This window comes from Streptomyces sp. NPDC051041 (genome assembly GCF_044456065.1).
GTDB lineage: Bacteria > Actinomycetota > Actinomycetes > Streptomycetales > Streptomycetaceae > Streptomyces > Streptomyces glaucus.
The window spans coordinates 200,826-219,357 of record NZ_JBITFM010000008.1 but is presented as its reverse complement, the minus strand read 5'-3'; the positions used below and the strand labels follow the sequence as shown (position 1 = coordinate 219,357).

Genomic DNA, 18,532 nt, shown 5'->3' with positions numbered 1-18,532 from the left:
GGAGCCTCCCGCACCCGATCCGGTCGCCGCCGGGACCGGTCGGCACATCATGGACGAGGACCTCGCCCAGCTCCCCGGCCCCCGTCGGCACCTCGACACGCTCGAGGCGGACCTGCGGGCCGGCCGCAGTTGCGTCTGGTACTTCCCCGACCCCGTCGTGGGATCCGGCCGCGCCGACTTCTTCGTGCGCGAGCTCACCCACCGCCTCGAGGCGGTGATCCCCGTTCCCGGCCTCGTCTCCCGCGTCGACCGCCATGCCGGCCCGGCGTCCCTGCCCACGCAGCGCGCGCCGATCGCCGAGTCGCGCCAGCCCTGGGCGGACACGGACCACGGGCAGGACACGGACCTGCCCGGCGACCCCTACAGCAGCCTCCTGAACCGGCTCATCGCTCCCAGCGGCAGCGTCCGGCCCGGTCCGGCTCCGGCTGCCGCCGTGCCGGCGGCAACGCTGGAGGAACGCCTCGCCAAGGAACTCGGCGTCACGGGCGACCCCGTGGAAACCCTCGCCGAACAAGCCGCAGCCGGCCGAACGCCCCCCGTGATCGTCGTGCGCTGCTGGAACGAGACCTCCCCCGAAGAGGCCGCCCGGCTCCTCCGCGTCGCCCAGGCCACCTTCCACGAAGCCGGTCTGCCCGGTCCTGTACGGCCGCGCTTCCTCCTGACCGCACGCGCCGCCGACCTGCCCCGCGCCACCCTCGGCAGCCAGGGCCGTGCCGCCGTCCACTGGTGGTGGAGGGTCTGGACCCGTCTCGACACCGAGGTCCTCATGGCTTGGCGTTCCCGCTCGGGGATCACTGACGCCGCCGGCACGCTCCTGCGCCGTGTCACCGACGCCGTCGTCGCCGAAGTCTGCGGCCCCGACATCGACCGCGCCCTCGCTCTCCGCGACATCTGGGACGGCGGTGGCCTCGGCACACTCCGCCGCGCGCTGAGCCGGGTCCTGCCCGAGCCCGCAGCCGGCTCCGCGGAGCCCGTGCCTCCCAGGCGCCTGTCCACCGCCCACGCCTCCGCCCCCGACGCCGAGATCCACGGTGCCTGGGCCCGCGGTGCCATCGACAGCTGGGACGGGCGCATCCACCCCGCCCACGGCCGCTACCTCCTGGACTCCAACTCCCAGGAACTGCGGGTCCTCGTCTGCCACGCCCAGAACCGCGTCCTCCTTCCCCTCATCGAGGAAGCCCGCACCACCCTGATCCATCTCGTCCCCGGAATGCTGCGTAGACAGCGCTTCACCCTTCGGGACTTCTGCGAGAAGGCCCGCTCCCAGCACTGGAAGAACACCGACGAAGCCGCCGTGCCCGATCTCGAGGAACTCGAACTCGGCGGCCTGTCCCACGCCGCCTACATGCTCGCCCTGACCACCGCGCAACGTCACCGCCTGCGCACCCTGCACACGGCCCGCAACACCCTCTCCCACCGGACCCCTTTGGACCACGATGAACTCGTGGCCCTGACGGAGGTACTGACCACGGACTGGACCGCAGGCTGACCGGCACGGCCGGCCCGCTCCCCATGGTGCGCCCGCTCACCGGCGGGTCCGCCTTCCGGTCCTGTCTCGTGGGCGGGTGAAGTTCACCGGACAGGCCCGGCTTCCGGACGCCGTGGGCGACGGACCGCTCATCACCGCCGACGGCTCCGGGACGAGGGCGTCCTGCCGGTGGCTCCCCGCGCGGCCAGGGAACCGAAGCCGCCACGGAAGTACCGGCGCGCCGCCGACGTCCTGTGCGCGGACGACCCGGACTTCCGCATCGGGCCGTCGTATCCGATGGAGAAGGGCGTGTACCGGGAGGGCGGGCTGGAGCGGACCTGGCGGACGAAGATCCTGCCGCTGCTGGAGGAGCACCACTACGGCGAGGGCGTGGACGTCGAGAAGCGGTACGGGCTGGCGGCGCTGCGGGAGTCGCTGGGGTGACACGGGCCGTCGAGCTCGTCGAGCACGCGCCGGCGGCCGGTGTGGCCCTGCCGGACGGCATCGGGCGGGCGCTCGCGGCCCTGCGCATCGTGGACGCCGCGCCGGGAGGACACCGCGGGCGGGTCCCGCACCGCCCTGGGTGAGGAACGCCCGGTACTCCTCGGGCAGCCCCACGCCCGACTGGGCTTCCAGCTGGGCGGGATCGTCCTCGCCGAGCGGATCCGCCCGGGCCCAGCGGCGCCCGAGGGCGCCGAACACCCCGCCGCTCGCCGGCGCGGCCGCGGCCGGGCCGCGTTGTCAGTGGGTGCCGATAGCTTCTCCCCTGTCCCGCCGGGGTGGCGTGGGCATCCCCCTTCGCATGCCTAGGAGATGGTGCGTTGTCGGTCTGGGAGAAGTCGAGCGCGGTGCGGGTGGTGCCGTCCGCGCGGCCGCGGAAGCTCGCCAAGGTGCCGTTCGTGGAGCTGGCCGACGGGCGCCTGCAGGGCGTGGTGTCCAGCGGGTCGGACATCGGGCGGGTGTACGTGTCGTCGGTCGAGGCGGGGACGTACGCGTTCGCGTGCAGCACCAACAACAACCGTCCCTGCGGCGGCGCGCACGGATGGTTCTGCAACCACATACGCGCCCTCGTCGGGGAGGCCGTGCTCCAGTACGGCGCCGAGCGGGTGGCCCGGTACCTGAAGGTCGAGGTCGCCGCCGAGGAGCCCGACGCGCAGTCCCTCACCGACGCCATGACCGCCACGCACCCCGCGCAGGGCGACCGTTCGGCCGCGGCGCAGGTGTTCAGCCGGTTCCTGCGGCACCTGGCCTACCTCGAACTGCCCCCGGTCACCGCCCCGTTGCCCGAGATGCAGTGGTTCCCGACGACGAGGGCGGTGGCCTGATGCGCGCCGATCTGCTGACCGACCCCGTCGACGGGCTCGACGAGGCCCTCGCGGCCGTCGACGGCTTCGACGAGGCCCTCGTCGACGGCCTGCTGCGTCCGCAGCCCGGCCAGGCGAGCGGACTGGCCGGGCTCGCCGGCGCCGTCGCCGGGTCGCCGCTGGCCTCGCGGGTCGCCGAGGCGGCCGAGAAGGCGGCCGCGGGGGCCGCGGGCGAGGACCACTTCGTCGCGCTCGCCGCCGCCCGCGTCGCCCTGCTCGGTTCCGTGCACGACGCGCTGACCGCCCGGATCGAGGAGGCCGTCGGCCGGCCCCGGGCCGAGGAGGGCGACGCGGCCGACGGTGTCCCGGCCGGCGATGCGGAGCACGCGGCGAACCTGCACGCCGCCGCCCGCAGCTGGCTGTGCGACCTGGCGCGGGCCGGCTGGCGGGGCCTCGACCACGACCTGGTCGGCGGGGCCGCGCCGGTCGTCTCCGCGATGCTGCCCGACCCGGCGCTGCGCCGCCCGGCCACGCTGCTGGACGGCTTCGCCGCCGAACTCGCCGCCTCCTGCCCCGGGGCGGCCCTGGAGCGGGTCCCGGTGCGCCGGTGGGCCGACCTGTGGTCGCGCGCCCTGCTGCTGACGCTGCCCGGCGCGGCCGGCGCGCCCGCCGTGGCCGAGGTGAGCGGCCGTCTGCTGCCGCTCGGCGTCGACCTGCAGGAGCACGCCACCGCCGTGCAGGCCCAGGTGCACGCGGTTTTCGAGCCCGCGGACGGCGGTGCGTCCCGGCTGGTGCGGGCCTCGGTGTCCGCGCCGAAGCCGGACACGGTCGTCGGGGCGGGGCTGTGGCAGCTGCTCCGGCCGCACATGTCGCTGCTGGCCGCGGTGAGCGAGGGCCGCGCGGTGGAGCTCGACGCGATGCCCGTCACCGCCGGGGGCGACCTGCTGTGGGACGACGCCCGTGCCCGTACGGGCGAGCCCGCCGAGGTCTTCGCCACCGCCCGGGTGGCGCTGCCGGCCGCGGCCGCCTTCGCGACCTCGCCCCTGGACCGGCACCCGGCCCGGATCGCGGTGCCCGTCCTGCTGGAGGGCCACTCCGTGGAAACGCGGGAGGAGGACGGCGGCGCGGTCGCCTTCGAGGTCGCCGGGCGGCGGCTCGCCGTCGACACCGGCCGTGTGCCGGCCGCCGGTCCGCTCACCCCGGAGGCCGTCGCCTCGTCCGGGGCGTGCCTGGGGCTGCTGCGGTGGGACGCCGGGGAGTTCCTGCTCCAGCCGCTCGCCGTGGAGCGGACCGTGCGCAAGAAGGCCGTCGCCGTCCACGCCGGGGCCTGGGCCGGGGGCACGGCCGACAAGGCCGGCGTGCGGGCGGAGAAGGCGGCCACCGACGCCGTCAAGGTGCTGCGCGAGCGCGCCGGAAAGCTGCTGCGGAAATGACCGGGCGGACCACGGGGCAGGTCCCCGTACCCGAAGAGCAGGTCTCCGCGTCCGAAGGGCGGGTTCCCGTGCCCGATCCGGACGAGAACCGGCGGCAGGTGCTCTACTGGCGTCTGCTGGCCCGCCTCTTCGACCCCGAGGAGCAGGCGGCCCTGGAGTCGGCGAGTCTCGCCGTGGTCGAGGACATCGGCCTGCCGGCCGCGCTGCTCGACCCGGGGGCGTCCGTCGACTCCGTGGTGCAGCGGCATCCGGAGCTGGCCGCCGAGTTCGACGGGCTGATGACGCCCGAGCCGGAGGGGGACGGCGCACGCGACCGGGCCGCCGAGGTGCGGCGCGCGGCGCTCGCGTCGAAGGTGCTGCTGAACGTCTTCGCCTCCCCTCCCGGCACCGTCACCGCCGGGCAGCTGGCCCGCTGGCAGTCCGACGCGGGCTGGCTGGAGCGGGCGCTGGGCTGCCGGCCCGGCGAACTGCGCGGCGGACGCGGCGGGAGCGGCGGCGGCAGCCGCGCGGGGGCCGGCGGGGGCGTCAGCCCGACCGGGACCGGCGTCGGCGGGCCCCCGCCCGACCTCGGCCGGCTGATCCCCGGGATCGGCCCGGAGCTCGGCTCCATCGAGGCCGGGCTCGTCAAGCGCATGCACCTGCGCGAGGTGCTGGCCGATCCGCAGCTGGCGGCCCGGCTGACGCCGAGCATGTCCCTGATCGAGCAGCTGCTGCGCGACAAGGACAACCTGTCCGGGGTGGCCCTGGCGAACGCCAAGGCGCTGATCCGCCGTTACGTGGACGAGGTCGCCGAAGTGCTGCGCACCCAGGTGGAGAAGGCCACGGTCGGCGAGCTCGACCGGTCCGTCCCGCCCAAGCGCGTCTTCCGCAACCTCGACCTCGACCGCACCATCTGGAAGAACCTCACCAACTGGGACCCGGAGGAGGAGCGGCTCTACGTCGACCGCCTCTACTACCGGCACACCAGCCGCAGGACGACGCCGCAGCGCCTGATCGTGGTCGTGGACCAGTCGGGCTCCATGGTCGACTCGATGGTCAACTGCACCATCCTGGCCTCCATATTCGCCGGGCTGCCGAAGGTGGACGTCCACCTGATCGCCTACGACACGCAGGCGCTGGACCTCACGCCCTGGGCGCACGACCCGTTCGAGACGCTGCTGCGCACCAAGCTCGGCGGCGGCACCGACGGCACGGTCGCCATGGCGCTCGCCCAGCCGAAGATCGCCGAGCCGCGCAACACCGTCGTGGTGTGGATCTCCGACTTCTACGAGTGGCGCACCCAGGAGCTGTTCGAGAGCATGGCCGCCGTCCACCGCTCGGGGGCGAAGTTCATCCCGGTGGGTTCGGTGACCAGCTCCGGCCGCGGCAGCGTCAACCCGTGGTTCCGGGAGAAGTTCAAGGACCTCGGCACACCGGTGATCTCCGGCCACATCAAGAAGCTCGTGCACGAGCTCAAGACGTTCCTCACCTGATCACCTGATCACCTGATCACCTGATCACCTGATCGCCGGACGCACGTCCCGCGTACGTCCTCGCCTCGCTCTCCTTCCACGCGCGTCCGTCCTCGACGCGTGTCCCTCTTCCCGCGTGTCTCCCTTCGACGCGCGTCCCCTCGCCCTCACCGTACGGAAAGGCTCTCCCCTCATGTCCGACCTGCTGCGCGCCCCCGCCGAGATCAAGTACGCCGAGGAGCTGGACTGGCTGGAGTCGATCGACGACAACCCCAAGCCGTTCTCGTGGCGCCTGTCGCCGAAGATGGTCCGCCTGTTCATCCTGGGTTCGGAGCGCTCCGACGGCCTGGACCGGGAGATCTCGCAGAAGTGGTTCGGCGACCGCAGTTTCGTGGAGCGCTCGATCGTCACGCTCGCCTCCGACCGCGGTCTGCTGCTCATCGGCGACCCCGGCACGGGCAAGAGCTGGCTGGCCGAGCTGCTGTCCGCGGCGATCTGCCGCAACTCCACGCTGGTGGTGCAGGGCACGGCCGGCACCACCGAGGACCACATCAAGTACTCCTGGAACGTGTCCATGGTCATCGCCAAGGGCCAGTCGCGGGAGTCGATGATCCCCTCACCGATCATGACCGCGATGGAAGCCGGCGCCATCGGCCGCTTCGAGGAGCTGACCCGGTCCACCAGCGACGTCCAGGACGCGCTGATCTCCATCCTGTCCGAGAAGTACATCTCCGTCCCCGAGCTGGAGAGCGGCGGCAGCGACAACATCGTCTTCGCCAAGCCCGGCTTCTCGATCATCGCCACGGCCAACAGCCGCGACCGGGGCGTCAACGACCTGTCCTCCGCGCTCAAGCGCCGCTTCAACTTCGTCCGCATCCCGGTGGTGACGAACAAGAAGAGCGAGGCGGAGATCGTCCGCTTCCGCACCGAGGAGCTGCTGCGCCGGCACGCCATCGACCTGGACGTGCCGCCGACCCTGCTCGACGTGCTGCTGCAGAGCTTCGCCGACCTGCGGGCGTCCGCCGCGGCGGCCGGCAGCGACGACGAGAAGCTGGAGTCCGCGCTGTCGACGGCCGAGCAGATCGGCGTGCTGGAGGACGCCGTGCTGCACAGCAACTTCTTCGGCGAGCGCACCCTGACCGCCCGCACCCTCGCCTCCTCGCTCGTCGGCTCCCTCGCCCGCCGCGAACCCGAGGACCTGGCCATCCTCAACAAGTACCTGCACGGCGTCGTCGAGCCGCGCAGCAAGGAGGAGGGCGGCTCCTGGCCCGAGTTCCTCGAGGGCGGCCGCGACGCGATCGCCACCCTGTCGTGAACGGGCCGGACACGATGAGCGGACCCCACGAGAGCACCGAGAGCACCGGGAGCGCCGGGAGCGCCGGGAGCGCCGGGAGCGCGTTCGCCGCGCTGCGCGGCCGGCTGCAGCAGGCGGCGGCCGCGTTCGCGGGCGGGCCGGACGCCCTGGAGGGCATCCTCCTCGGCATGGTCGACGACGTCGACCGCGCGGTGCGCGAGCCGCTGGAGATCTTCCCCGTCTGCCACCACTCCCCCGCCTCGGCGCTGGCCATGGCCCGCCGGCTGCGCGAGAAGCAGCCCAAGGTGGTCTACCTGGAGCTGTGCGAGGACATGGCGCCGCTGCTGACCGAGCTGCGCAACTGCCGGCTGCCGGTGGCGGTGCAGGCGTTCGCCGGGGACGTCGACGGCTTCCCCGCCGAGTGGGCGCCGCTGTCGGTCGTCGCGCCGATCACCGAGGCGTCCGCCGAGTACCAGGCCATCGCCTACGCGCTCGACACCCCGGGCGTCGAACTGGTCCTGGTCGACCGGTCCGCGGACCACGTCTTCCAGTGGGACCCGAGGAACGGGCGGACGGCGAAGGACGCCGACGGCGGCCCCGGCACGGCCCCGTCCGAAGCGCCCGAGGCGGAGGCCGCGCTGCACGGCGAGGCCGTCGGCGTCGAGATCGGCGACCTGCGGCCGCGCTTCGCCGAACTGGAGGAGCACCTGCTGCGCCACGGCCGGGTGCGGCACTGGTCGGAGTGGTGGCACCAGTACGTCGAGGTGCCGCTCGGCGACAGCGACCACGACACCTACCGCCAGGTGATGTTCCTCATCGGCAGCCTCTTCCGGCGGCTCGCCCCCGGCGACGGCGACCGGGTCCGGGTGGACGAGGACCGCGAGCGGTACATGTGGACCCGGATGCGCGAGCACCTGGCGGCGACCGGCACCGACCCGCAGGACTGCCTGTACGTCTGCGGCGCGTTCCACGCGGCCAGCCGCGTCGAGGAGTTCGGCGTGCACGGCGCCGACGGCACGTTCGAGATCTCCCCGCGCACCGCCACCACCTGGCAGTACGGGCTGATCCCGTCCAGCCACGCGGCGATCGAGGCGCAGTTCGGCCTCGCCTCGGGCTCGGTGTCGATCGCCGCGACGGAGTGGGCGAAGGCGCTGAAGCGCACCCGGGTGCAGCCGTACCGGCTGGCGGGCCAGGCGGGGGCGAGGAGGACCGCGGCGAAGAAGGCCCGGGGCGCACAGGTGGCGGTCCCGGACCGGGAGGCGCCGGCCGCCGCCGACCGGCTGTCCGGCTTCCTGCGCCGGCCGCCCGTCCTGGACGCCCTGGACGAGGCCGAACTGCTCGGCTGGTCGGTGGACATCGTGCGCGCGGCCCGGCGCAACGGCTACCTCGCCTCCACCGCCGACGCCATCGCGGTCTTCGAGACGTCGATCCTGCTGGCCGGGATGCGGGACCGGGCCAAGCCCACGCCGTACGACTTCCAGGACGCGGCCGTCACCTGCATCGAGAAGGACGCCGTCCCCGGGCGGCGGGACGTGCGGCGCCTGGTCGAGATCATGATGGGCGGCGACCGGATCGGCCAGGTGGGCTACGAGGCGCTGCCGCCGCTGGCCCGCGACGTGTACGACCGGCTCGCGCCGCTGGAGCTGAGGCTCCAGCAGCGCGGCGTGCAGCGGGCCCTGCTGGACATGGCGTCCCGGCCGGAGCTGCGGGCGTGCTCCGACGTGCTGTGGATGCTGCGGCGGCTGATGCCGCACGGCGCGGCACGGCCGGTCATGGGCGAGCGGCGGCTCGGCGAGCGGTCGATCCAGGAGTCCTGGGACCTGGCGCTCGGCACCCACCAGCGGGCCCTCATCGAGCTGGGCTACGAGGGCGTCAGCCTGGAGCAGGTCCTGGAGCAGCGGCTGCGGCGCGAGGCGTACGGGCCGCGGGCGACCGCGGCGAGCGTGCTGGCGGCGGTCGAGGACGCGGTCCTGTACCTGGGCAGCCGCCGCCTCGCCGACGAGCTCGGCACGCACGCGCTGAAGGTGCTCGCCGCCGAGCGCAGCGTCGACGGCGCGCCGGAGGTGCTGCGGCGGGTGCGTGCGCTGCTGGCGTACTACCGCACCGGCGAGCCGGTGCTGCCGGCGTGGATCGAGTCCTTCGCCAAGACCGGTTACGCCCACTACTGCACCCTGCTGCCGACGGCGTTCCGGGACGAGGACGCGACGGTGGGGCAGGTCGCCGCGATGCTCGGCTTCCTGTTCTCCATGGAGAGCCTCGCGCTGTCGCTGGGCTGCGACCGGACCCAGCTGGAACTCGCGGTCGCCCAGTCGCATCCCGAGGACCCGGCGAAGACGGCGCTGCTGTGGGCGGCGCAGGTGCAGCTCGGCACCCTGTCCCGCACCGAGCTGCGGGCCCGCTGCGCCGCGCTGCTGGACAACCCGCTGGTGGTGCCCGCCTACCCGCGCTACCTCAGCGGCTTCGTGCATGCGCTGGAGCCCGTGCCGGGACTGGCGGACGTGGTGGTGGAGGCGGTGTCGAACGCGTTCGGGCGGCTGCCGGACGCGGTGCTGCTGCCGTGGCTCCCGCTCCTGATCACCACCCTGCGGTCGGGTGCCGCGGACCTCGCCCCGCGGCTGATCCGCGAGGCCGGGCGGATCTTCCCGGGCCGGCTGGCGGAGCTGGACGCGTGGGTGCCGCCGTGGCGCGCGCCGCAGGCGGATCCGTCCGCGGCCCGCGGGACGCGGCCCGGCGAGCACGTCCGCCGGGGCGCCGCACTGCTCCCGGCCCATCCGGCGGCCTGCGACGCGCTGGCGGAACTGCTGGGCTCCACGGAAGGATGGGCGCGGCCCGACGCCCCGGCCCCGTCGGGCGCGGCGCTGCTGTCCGCGCACCCGGCGGCGTGCGACGCGGCGGCGGGGTTGCTGGGCTGTGCGGGCGGCTGGGCGGTGGCGGCCGGTGCTTCCCCGTCGGGGGGCGCCGTACTCGCGGCTCGGCATCCGGAGACGGCCAGGGCCGTGGAGGTTCTCCTCGCCGACATGTGACAGCCGAGGCCGGGGCCTGCTTGGCCAGGGTCCCCGGCCTCGGCCGGAGCGGACTCGCTTGTTTTCCCGGGCGGGCGGAAACCTGCGATCCGGATGCGGGCGCGGACAAGTGCGAATCCGCATCGGCGGTTCGGACGTGAAGGGCCGACCGGATGGTTCGGCCGCGGGAGACCGGTGCACGGCTCTTCACCGGCGCATCGACTCAGATGTCAGAGGCGTGGACTCGTCTGATGGCGTACTGCAGGTCCGGTGACGCCCGGTGGCGTCGCAGGTCTTCCTCCCAGGCGGCCTGCGCGTCAGACGGACGGGGGACCGCACGGTCCAGATGGTCCAGCACCCGTGCGTACAGCGGATGCACCCGGTGCCCGCGGGCGGCCACCAGAGCCGACAGGAGCGGCCGGTCGGGGGACGTGGCCCGATCGGTCTCGACCAGTACGGCCACCTTGTCGTCCGGGTGGAGGGCGGGCAGTCGGCCGTCCAGGCGGGTGCCCAGCTCCGTCCAGGTCAGGGGTCGTGCCGTCCGGGCGGCCACGGACAGGAGCGGCCGAACGGCATCGGCGTGAGCGCATATCTCCCGGAAGGTCGGACGAGCGAGAAGCATGTCCGCGTGGGCCTGCCAGGCCCGGACGCGCTTGCGCACTTCGGGGGCCGGCCCACGCCACATCGTCCTTTCAAGGGCCGAGATGCCGCGGAGGACCGTCTGGAGCTGATCGAGGTGCAGTTCGTCCCCCACGAGGTCCAGGTGGTCGAGGAGGAGGGTCATCTCCTCGGTCGCCTTCTCGTCGTGGTACGCCTGGATTTCCTGCAGGGGGACACGGGCAGGCGGGGTGCGGGGAGTTCCTTCCGCGCCCTCTCCGCTGCCGGGGGCGGTCTCCGATGTCGTAAAGACGCCCGTTTTCTCGGGATGCGGCTGCGGATCCGCCGGTGCCGCCGCTCGCCGGTTCGGCTCATCGCCCCCGGGTAGGGCGGCAGACGGCGAAGGGGTCTCCAGGGGGCGGTGTTCACCGCTCCGATCCGTCCGCCGACCGGCCGCCGCCGGGGTCGGGATGCTGCGGGAGGCGGGTGACGGTGCCTGCCTGCCGAGCGGTACGAGGCCGTCGGCGGTGGGTTCCAGTCCGGGCAGCCGGATGCCGTGGGCGGTCATGCGGCACTCGGTGAGAGGAACCCAGTCGATGGGAGTGTCGGGGAGCTGTACGCCGACCTCCACGACGCGCGTGATGCCGGCCGGGCGGCATCGGATGCGGAGGGCGTACCCTCGGCGGTCGATCTGCCAGTTGGCGAGCATGCTGTCCGGACCGAACAGCCACTCGATGCCTGTCCACTGCTCCCTGAGGCGGGTGTCGGTCTCCTCCCACTCCGATTTCGACCTTCTGGCGAGCTGTACGCGCACCAGACGCTCCCGCCGTTCCTCGCGGTGCATGTACCGTATGTCGACGAAGTCGCGCAGGTCCTGTTTCCCCTTCTGCTTGTACCGGGGTTGGACGTGCCCGTACTTCTGTTCCTTCAGCCAGACCGTGATCGCCCGGCCCATGTACAGGTGGTCGGCGCTGGCCTCGTTCGTCGAGGCGCGACGGCAGGCGCCCGCAGCCACGTGCGCGAAATGGCACTTCTTGTCGCGGTACTTGCGGGCCGCCAGCTTCTTGCCGCATCCGCCGAGGAGTGTTCCGCAGTAGAACTCCCGGGCCGGGTACTCGCGGATGAAGCGGTCGTACTCGGCCGCGTCCATCGGCAGGTACACCGGGTGGTCGGCGGCGGGGGATCCCGCGACGGCCGTCTGGACCTTGCGGGTGTCTTCTTCCCCTGCGGGCAAGAGCATGGTCGGACTCCGGACGTGGTGGGGCGCGTGGGCGGTCCCGTCAAGGTCCGCTTCGCGCCCTGCGGAACGCGTGTCTCAGGTCTCAGGCGGAACCGCTTAAGCCGACGAGACGCACCGGCTCCGACAACACCGCACGGGCGCTCTCGAAGTCGGCCAGCCGGGCCGCCACCGTTGCAACGGCGAGGCGTTCCGGGAGGGCCGCGGAGAACTTCAGGCCGTGTACGGCCCGTCGGTCCACGTCGGGCAGGACCAGGTTTCCGCCGACGTTCTCGCGGGCCGCGCGCCAGTCGGCCGGGGTGAGGCCCTCCCGCAGACGTACCCAGCAGTCGGCGGGCCGTTGCAAGGGGTCGGCGACCGACGGGAGGGTGGCCGCGAGGGTGGCGTTGGCGCGGTACCCGGCCCAGGTCCACCAGCGCACGTCGCTGCCGACGCGCGTGATCAGGGTCCCGCCCGGGTGCACGGTGTCGGGCGCGTCGGTCTCGCGCTGCTCGGCCAGGCACGCCTCGGCGCGCCGGGTCAGGGCGACCGGCGGGTCCGCGCCCAGCAGCACTTCGCGCATGGCGCGCGTCAGGGCGTACGACAGGCCCGCGATGCCGCCGTTCATCCACTTGGCGACGCCCCCGCCGTCGGCGGGTTCGACGAAGACGCGCTTGCGCAGCCAGTCGATGTAGGTGACCTGCCAGCTGCGCCCGCCGAGCAGCAGCCGCCGGGGGCCGGGGCGTTCCTCGGTGAGCACGCTCGGGTCGGTGCGGCCGATCTCCGTGCGCCCGGACAGGACGGTGAACTGGGGCGGCGCGGTGAAGGACGCGGTGAGTTCGATGAAGTGCCGCTTGCCGAAGCGGCGTTCCGCCTCGGGTCCGACGAACAGCAGGCCGCCGTCGTTGTCGAGGAAGCCTTCTTCGGTGAGGAAGCTCAGAATCGGGGCGGCGGACCGGTCGAAGGGGGCGAGGCCGTTCCACTGCCGGTCCCACAACCGGTCGCCGAGCTTGTGCTGTTGCAGGGTGACGGCGAGGAGCTGCTGGGCCACGAGGTGGCGCGGCTCGGGCGGCGGCAGGACCGGCTCCACCCAGCCGCGCGACCACAGCAACAACAGCCCGGCCGCCTGCAGCAGGGTGTCCTTGCGGGTGGTGAGGAACAGGCAGTTGCGCACGGTGCCGGGGCGGCGGCCGGTGCGGCCGATGCGCTGCAGGAAGGAGGCGACGGTGGCCGGTGAGTCGATCTGGACGACGCGGTCCAGGTCGCCGACGTCGATGCCGAGTTCGAGGGTGGAGGTGGAGACGATGACGCAGTCGCGCGCCTCGGCGAACGCCTGCTCGGAGCGGGTGCGTTCGTCGACGGAGAGGGAGGCGTGGGAGAGGAAGACGGTCACCTCGCGGGCGCGCAGCGCGGCGCCCAGTTCCTCGACCTGGCGGCGCGAGTCGCAGAAGACGAGGCGTTTCTCTCCCCGGTGCAGGGCAGCGATGAGTTTGGCGGCGTTGTCGAGGGAGCCCACGTAGTCGAGCTCCACTTCGCCCGCCGGCCGCGGGAGCTGCTGAGCGGCGGTGTTCGGGCCGTCGCCCGTCCCGCCGGACGCGGGCGGCCTCGCCTCCGGGGCCACGACGCGCCCGGTACGGCTGCCCGCGCTCGCGCCCTGCAGCCAGTGCAGCAGCTGTTCCGGGTTGCCGACGGTCGCGGACAGGCCGACGCGCTGGATGGGTCGGCCGGTGACCCGTTCCAGCCGTTCGAGCACGGCCAGCAGGTGCCAGCCCCGGTCGTCGCCCGCGAAGGCGTGCACCTCGTCGACGACGACGGCCCGTACGCTCCCCAGCAGGCGCGCGTGGTCGGTCTTGACGCCGATCAGCATCGCCTCGAGCGACTCGGGCGTGGTGAGCAGGACGTCCGGCGCCTCGGTGCGGATGCGCCGGCGCTGCGACTCCTTGGTGTCGCCGTGCCAGAGGGCGGCGCGCCGCCCCAGCCACTGTGCGTAGGTGTCGACACGGGCGACGAGGTTGTTGAGGAGCGCCTTGAGCGGGCACAGGTACAGCACCGAGGTGCCGGTCCACCGCTGCTCGGCCATCGCCGACAGCAGCGGGAAGCAGGCCGCTTCCGTCTTGCCGCCGGCTGTCGGCGCCAGCAGTACGGCGTCCTCGCCGTCCATCAGCGGGGTGATCGCCGCCCGCTGGAGGGGGCGCAGGTCGGGCCAGCCGAGGGTGTTGACGATGTGGTGCAGGACGACGGGATCGAGCCGGTCCAGGACGTCGGCCCCTCTCCCGGCCGGGTCCGTCCCGGCCGGGTTGTCGGCGCCGGCCATCACAGCTCCAGGTCGATGTCGTCGGCGGACGCGGAGCCGCCGGTGACCGCGGCGGCCAGGTTCCGCTCCACGTCGGTGAGCTCGCTGCTCGCGACGGTCAGCCGGTAGTGCCGCCGGGGGTCGAAGTCGTCGAACTGGTCCACCCGGTCGAGGACGTCCCCGACGAGCTTCTTCAGGAACAGCCGGGGGGCCACGCCGACCTTCCCGCCCAGTGCCCCGCCGACGGCCCGTGCGAGGTCGGCGACGTAGGCGTCGTCGACGACCGTCCGGACCCGCTCGGGTGCCTGGGCGGCGTCCGCGTACAGGTCCCGGATGGTGGCGCCGAGGCCGACCAGGGACTCCTGGGTGAAGCCGGGGAGCCGGACCTGCACGGCGCGCGGGTTGTCGAAGCGCGGGTCGGTGGTGAAGTCGGTGGCGAGCCGCTGGGCGAGCGGGGCCAGTCGCTGCACGCCCTGCTGGCCGTCGTAGAAGGCGGGTGTGCCGGTGATGACGAGGTACAGGCCGGGGAAGCGGCCGGAGTGGACCTCGTCGATGAGCTGCCGCAGCGCGTTGAGCGCCTTGTCGCGGGCGTCGGAGCGGACCCGTTGCAGCGTCTCCACCTCGTCGAGGACGACGAAGAGACCGGTGTGCCCGGAGTCGCGCAGCACGGTGAGGAGCCCCTGCAGGAAGCCGAGCGCCCCGAAGTGGTCGAGGTCGCCGCGCACCCCGGCGGCCCTGCGGGCGGAGGCGGCGACGTGGGGCTGGCCGCCGAGCCACGCCAGGACGGCCGCGGCGGTCGTCTCGTCGCCGTCGGCGAGGGCGGCCCGGTAGCCCCGCAGGGCGGCGGCGAAGGACGGGGCGTGCCGGGACACCTCCGCGAGGCGTGCGACGAGCAGCTTCTCCACCTCACCGGGCAGTTCCTCCTCGGTCGCGCCGGCCGCGAGGGCGTCCTCCTCCAGGGCGTAGAACCAGGCGTCCACGACCGGCCGCAGGGCGCTGGGCGGGAAGCTGGAGGTGGTGAGGCGCTCGGTGAGGCGCCGGTAGACCGTCTCCAGCTTGTGCAGCGGCGTCTCGTTCTCCGAGATCTGGATCTCGGCCACGGCGAAGTTGCGCCGCTTGGCCCGCTCCCCCAGCCAGCGGGTGAAGAACGTCTTGCCGGAGCCGTACTCGCCGCGCACGGCCTTGAACACGGACCCGCCGGACGCCACGGCGTCCAACTCCGCGTCCAGAGCCGCCTCGAACCGGTCGAGCCCGGTGGCCAGCAGGTCGAGTCCGCTCTCGGGTACGGCGCCGCGGCGCAGGGCGTCGATGACGGTGCGGCGACGGGCCGCGCTGACGTGGGCGGGGCGCTTGGATCCGGTGGTGCTCACGGGGGTCAGTGTTCCATTCCTTGGGGCATCACCGTATGGGACCGGTACGTTCCGGGCCGCTTCACCGGCCGCGTGCCGTCCCGGCCCGCGCCGCTCTGCTTCGGCGAATCGGTTGACGATTACAGCAAAGCGCTGATGAAATCACTCTCCGTACAGGCGGCAAGACGGAAAGCGGAGTCACATGGCGGCCCTCGACAACGTGAAACTCAAGGACGTACTGGCGGACGTCGCCTCGGGCTCCTTACAACTGCCGGACTTCCAGCGGAACTGGAAGTGGGACGACGACCGGATCCGGGCGATCATCGCGACGGTCACGCTGGACTACCCGCTCGGTGTCGTGATGACGCTGCAGACCGGCGGCGCCACCCGGTTCCGCTCCCGGACCCTGACCGGCGCACGGCCGGACGGGGACCCGGCGGCCGACCTCCTGCTGCTGGACGGGCAGCAGCGCCTCACCTCCCTCTTCCAGGCCCTGTGGCTGGACGCCCCGGTGGAGACGGCGGACGCCCGGGGCAAGCCCATCCAGCGGTGGTACTACGTCGACATCGCCAAGGCCGTCGGGCCGTCCGCGGACCGCGACGAGGCCATCGTGTCCGTCCCGGCCGACAAGGTGCTGCGGACGGACTTCAACCGCACGGTGGTGCTGGATCTGCGCACCACCGAGGCCGAGTGCGCGGCCGGCCTCTTCCCCCTGCACCTCGTCTTCGACGCGCAGCGCGTGAACGAGTGGAAGAGGGCGTACATCAAGGCCGACGAGGACCGGAACTGGGACCTGTGGGGCCAGTTCGACGAGGCGGTCCTCCAGCAGGTCCGCGCCTTCCAGGTGCCGATGATCCGGCTGGGGGCCTCCACCTCCATGGACGCCGTCTGCGCGGTGTTCGAGCGGGTCAACACGGGCGGTGTGCCCCTGAACGTCTTCGAACTGCTCACCGCGACCTACGCCGGGGACCGCGACTACGTCGAGCAGAACGGGGACTACTACCAGCTTCCCGAGGTGTGGCGGGAGATCAAGCAGGCGCTGGCGAGCAAGTACCCGGTCTTCGGCCGTCTGGAGAGCGGTCTGGAGAACGGGCTGAGCAGCATCGACTTCCTCCAGGCCATCGCGCTGGTGCGCACCTGGGAGCGGAAGCAGGCGGGCGCCGGGGCGACGGTGTCCTGCAAGCGCCGCGATCTGCTGGACCTCCCCCTGGCCGACTTCGTCCGCCTGGCGCCCAAGCTCGCCGACGCCTTCGCGTGGGTGGGCGACTTCCTGGAGCGGCAGTGCATCGTCCGCCCGGCGGACCTGCCGTACAAGACGCAGCTCGTCCCGCTCGCGGCCGTCCGCGCCATCCTCGACACGGCGACCGACAGCCTGGGTGCGCAGGAGAAGATCGAGCAGTGGTACTGGTGCGGGGTGCTCGGGGAGATGTACGGCGGCTCCACGGAGACGCGCTTCACCAAGGACGTCGAACAGCTCGTTCCCTGGATCGCGCAGGACGAGAAGGCGCCCGAGACGGTCACGGAGGCGTTCTTCTTCAACGATCGCCTCGACACCCTCACCACCCGCAACAGCGCCGCCTACAAGGGCATCTACGCCCTGCTGATCAAGCAGGGGGCGGTGGACTGGCACTACACGGACGCCCCGCTCAGTCCCGGCAGGCTGGACGAGTACAGCGTAGACGTGCGGCAGATCTTCCCCAGGACGTGGTTCCGGCGGGGCGACAGCCACGGTCTGCCGACGAGTTCGATCGTGAACAAGACCCCCCTGTCCTACCGCGCGGCGATGGACATGACGGGGGCGCCGTCGTCGTACCTGTCCACGATGATCGCCGCGTCGGACATGCGGCCCGAGTGGTTCGACGACGTCCTGTCCACCCACCTGATCGATCCGGACGCGTTGCGGGAGAACGACTACGAGCGCTTCTACCGCGATCGCTCCAAGCAGTTGCAGGAACTGGTGCACTCGGCCATGGGCAAGAGGACGATGCTCCGCGACCTGCCGGAGGGCGACGTCCGATGACGACCAGGCCGGACGAGCGGGACGTCGCCTCGCTCAAGGGCAGGACCGTGTCCGTGCAGGAGATCCTCGACCTGTTCCAGGTCAGGGTCCGTGATCACCGCTCGGTGCACCGGATCTCGCAGGCGCTGGCGGACGCCGGGCTGACCACGCTGCCGGACTTCGCCGTGTGCGGCCTGCGCAGCACCGTCGAGGTCGTGCCGCTGGCGTCCGTCCCCGCGCAGCGCGCGCCCGTCGACGCGGACGACGAGGCCGATGCGGCGGACGAAGCCCTTCCCTCGCACGCCCTGCCGCAGCGGCTGCTCCTCGGCGACATCCCGTCGGCGCGGCGCGGCGTGGTGTCCGTGGGTCCCGGGACGCCCCTGTCCCAGACGACCTTCCTCATGCGCACCAAGGGCCTCTCCCAGGTGCCGGTGACCACCGGCATGGCGCAGGTCCACGGGGTCGTGACCTGGGGGTCCGTGGCCAAGATGTACGAGGCGGGGAAGCCGGCCACGCTGGACAACGCGATGGAGAAGGACTCGCTGCCCGTCGCCGACGCCCGCCAGGAGTTCTTCACCGCCCTCCCCGTCATCCGCGAGCACGGCTACCTGCTCGTCCGCGGCGACGACGGCTGCCTGTCGGGCATCGTCACCGCCGCGGACGTCACGGAGCGCTTCGAGGGGGCGGCGCGTCCCTTCTTCCTCGTGGGCGAGATCGAGTCGCTGCTGCGCCGCTGCCTGGGCGCGGCCCTGGACGCGGAGGCCATCAAGGCGGTCCAGACGAACAGGAAGCCGGAGCGCCGCACCGGCCAGGTGTCGGACCTGACGTTCGGCGACTACCTGAGACTCCTGGACGGCGACCAGACGAAGCAGTCCCTCGCCGAGCGGGCCGACCGCAACTGGGAGGCGCTGAAGTGGCCCAACATGCCCCGGGAGCAGTTCGTCGGCCTGCTGAAGCGGGTTGGGGACATCCGCAACCGGATCGCCCACTTCGACGAGAAGCCGCTTCCGCAGGAGATGCTCGACGAGCTGACGACCTTCGCGAAGGTACTGCGGGCGTTCGCGCCGTGAGGTAGCGGACGGCATGGGGTGGTCCGGGGCGAGGGCGGATCGGGTGCACGACCACC

General features: G+C 72.9%; 12 protein-coding genes and 1 pseudogene. 10 read left to right on the top strand and 3 right to left on the bottom strand.

What is annotated here, in order from left to right:
• Positions 1–49: 49 nt before the first annotated feature.
• The 8 genes and pseudogenes from ACIBAI_RS16425 (at position 50) to ACIBAI_RS16390 (ending at position 9,973) form a co-directional block, all read left to right on the top strand.
• A complete protein-coding gene (locus tag ACIBAI_RS16425) occupies positions 50–1,489 on the top strand; it encodes a hypothetical protein (protein ID WP_399034709.1) in 1,440 nt (479 codons plus the stop codon).
• A 240-nt stretch (positions 1,490–1,729) separates the two neighbouring features.
• Positions 1,730–1,912, top strand: a pseudogene (locus ACIBAI_RS16420) (hypothetical protein); the annotation flags it as partial.
• Positions 1,909–2,055, top strand: coding sequence for a hypothetical protein (locus ACIBAI_RS16415; RefSeq protein ID WP_399034707.1), 147 nt, complete (start codon positions 1,909–1,911; stop codon positions 2,053–2,055). The pseudogene ACIBAI_RS16420 and the gene ACIBAI_RS16415, both read left to right, overlap by 4 nt.
• 234 nt (positions 2,056–2,289) lie before the next feature.
• Entirely contained in the window at positions 2,290–2,793 is a 504-nt protein-coding gene (locus ACIBAI_RS16410; protein ID WP_399034705.1) for a hypothetical protein, read from the top strand.
• Complete coding sequence (locus ACIBAI_RS16405) at positions 2,793–4,205, top strand: hypothetical protein (protein ID WP_399034703.1); 1,413 nt, start codon at positions 2,793–2,795, stop codon at positions 4,203–4,205. The genes ACIBAI_RS16410 and ACIBAI_RS16405 overlap by 1 nt, the downstream gene beginning before the upstream one ends.
• Positions 4,202–5,677, top strand: coding sequence for a VWA domain-containing protein (locus ACIBAI_RS16400; protein WP_399034701.1), 1,476 nt, complete (start codon positions 4,202–4,204; stop codon positions 5,675–5,677). Before ACIBAI_RS16405 ends, ACIBAI_RS16400 begins: the two co-directional genes overlap by 4 nt.
• Before the next feature lie 172 nt (positions 5,678–5,849).
• A complete protein-coding gene (locus ACIBAI_RS16395; RefSeq protein ID WP_344599863.1) occupies positions 5,850–6,971 on the top strand; it encodes an AAA family ATPase in 1,122 nt (373 codons plus the stop codon).
• Between the two features lie 14 nt (positions 6,972–6,985).
• A complete protein-coding gene (locus ACIBAI_RS16390; protein ID WP_399034700.1) occupies positions 6,986–9,973 on the top strand; it encodes a hypothetical protein in 2,988 nt (995 codons plus the stop codon).
• Positions 9,974–10,175: 202 nt separating this feature from the next.
• On the opposite strand, the gene ACIBAI_RS16385 is transcribed toward ACIBAI_RS16390, so the two are convergent.
• The 3 genes from ACIBAI_RS16385 to brxD all read right to left on the bottom strand — a co-directional run bounded on the left by ACIBAI_RS16385 (position 10,176) and on the right by brxD (position 15,428).
• On the bottom strand, positions 10,176–11,789 hold the full coding sequence (locus ACIBAI_RS16385) for a competence protein CoiA family protein (protein WP_399034697.1): 1,614 nt from the start codon (positions 11,787–11,789) through the stop codon (positions 10,176–10,178).
• Positions 11,790–11,871: 82 nt separating this feature from the next.
• Entirely contained in the window at positions 11,872–14,079 is a 2,208-nt protein-coding gene (locus ACIBAI_RS16380; protein ID WP_399034695.1) for a DEAD/DEAH box helicase, read from the bottom strand.
• Positions 14,079–15,428 (bottom strand): BREX system ATP-binding protein BrxD, encoded by a 1,350-nt coding sequence (brxD, locus tag ACIBAI_RS16375; RefSeq protein ID WP_399034693.1) that lies wholly within the window; start codon positions 15,426–15,428, stop codon positions 14,079–14,081. The genes ACIBAI_RS16380 and brxD overlap by 1 nt, the downstream gene beginning before the upstream one ends.
• Before the next feature lie 181 nt (positions 15,429–15,609).
• Here brxD and ACIBAI_RS16370 point away from each other — a divergent pair, with 181 nt between their 5' ends.
• Together ACIBAI_RS16370 and ACIBAI_RS16365 are read left to right on the top strand one after the other, a co-directional pair.
• Positions 15,610–17,427, top strand: coding sequence for a DUF262 domain-containing protein (locus ACIBAI_RS16370; protein WP_399034690.1), 1,818 nt, complete (start codon positions 15,610–15,612; stop codon positions 17,425–17,427).
• Positions 17,424–18,476 carry a CBS domain-containing protein gene (locus ACIBAI_RS16365; RefSeq protein WP_399034688.1) on the top strand — a complete coding sequence of 351 codons (1,053 nt, stop codon included), beginning with the start codon at positions 17,424–17,426 and terminating at the stop codon, positions 18,474–18,476. Before ACIBAI_RS16370 ends, ACIBAI_RS16365 begins: the two co-directional genes overlap by 4 nt.
• The last annotated feature ends 56 nt before the right edge of the window (positions 18,477–18,532 follow it).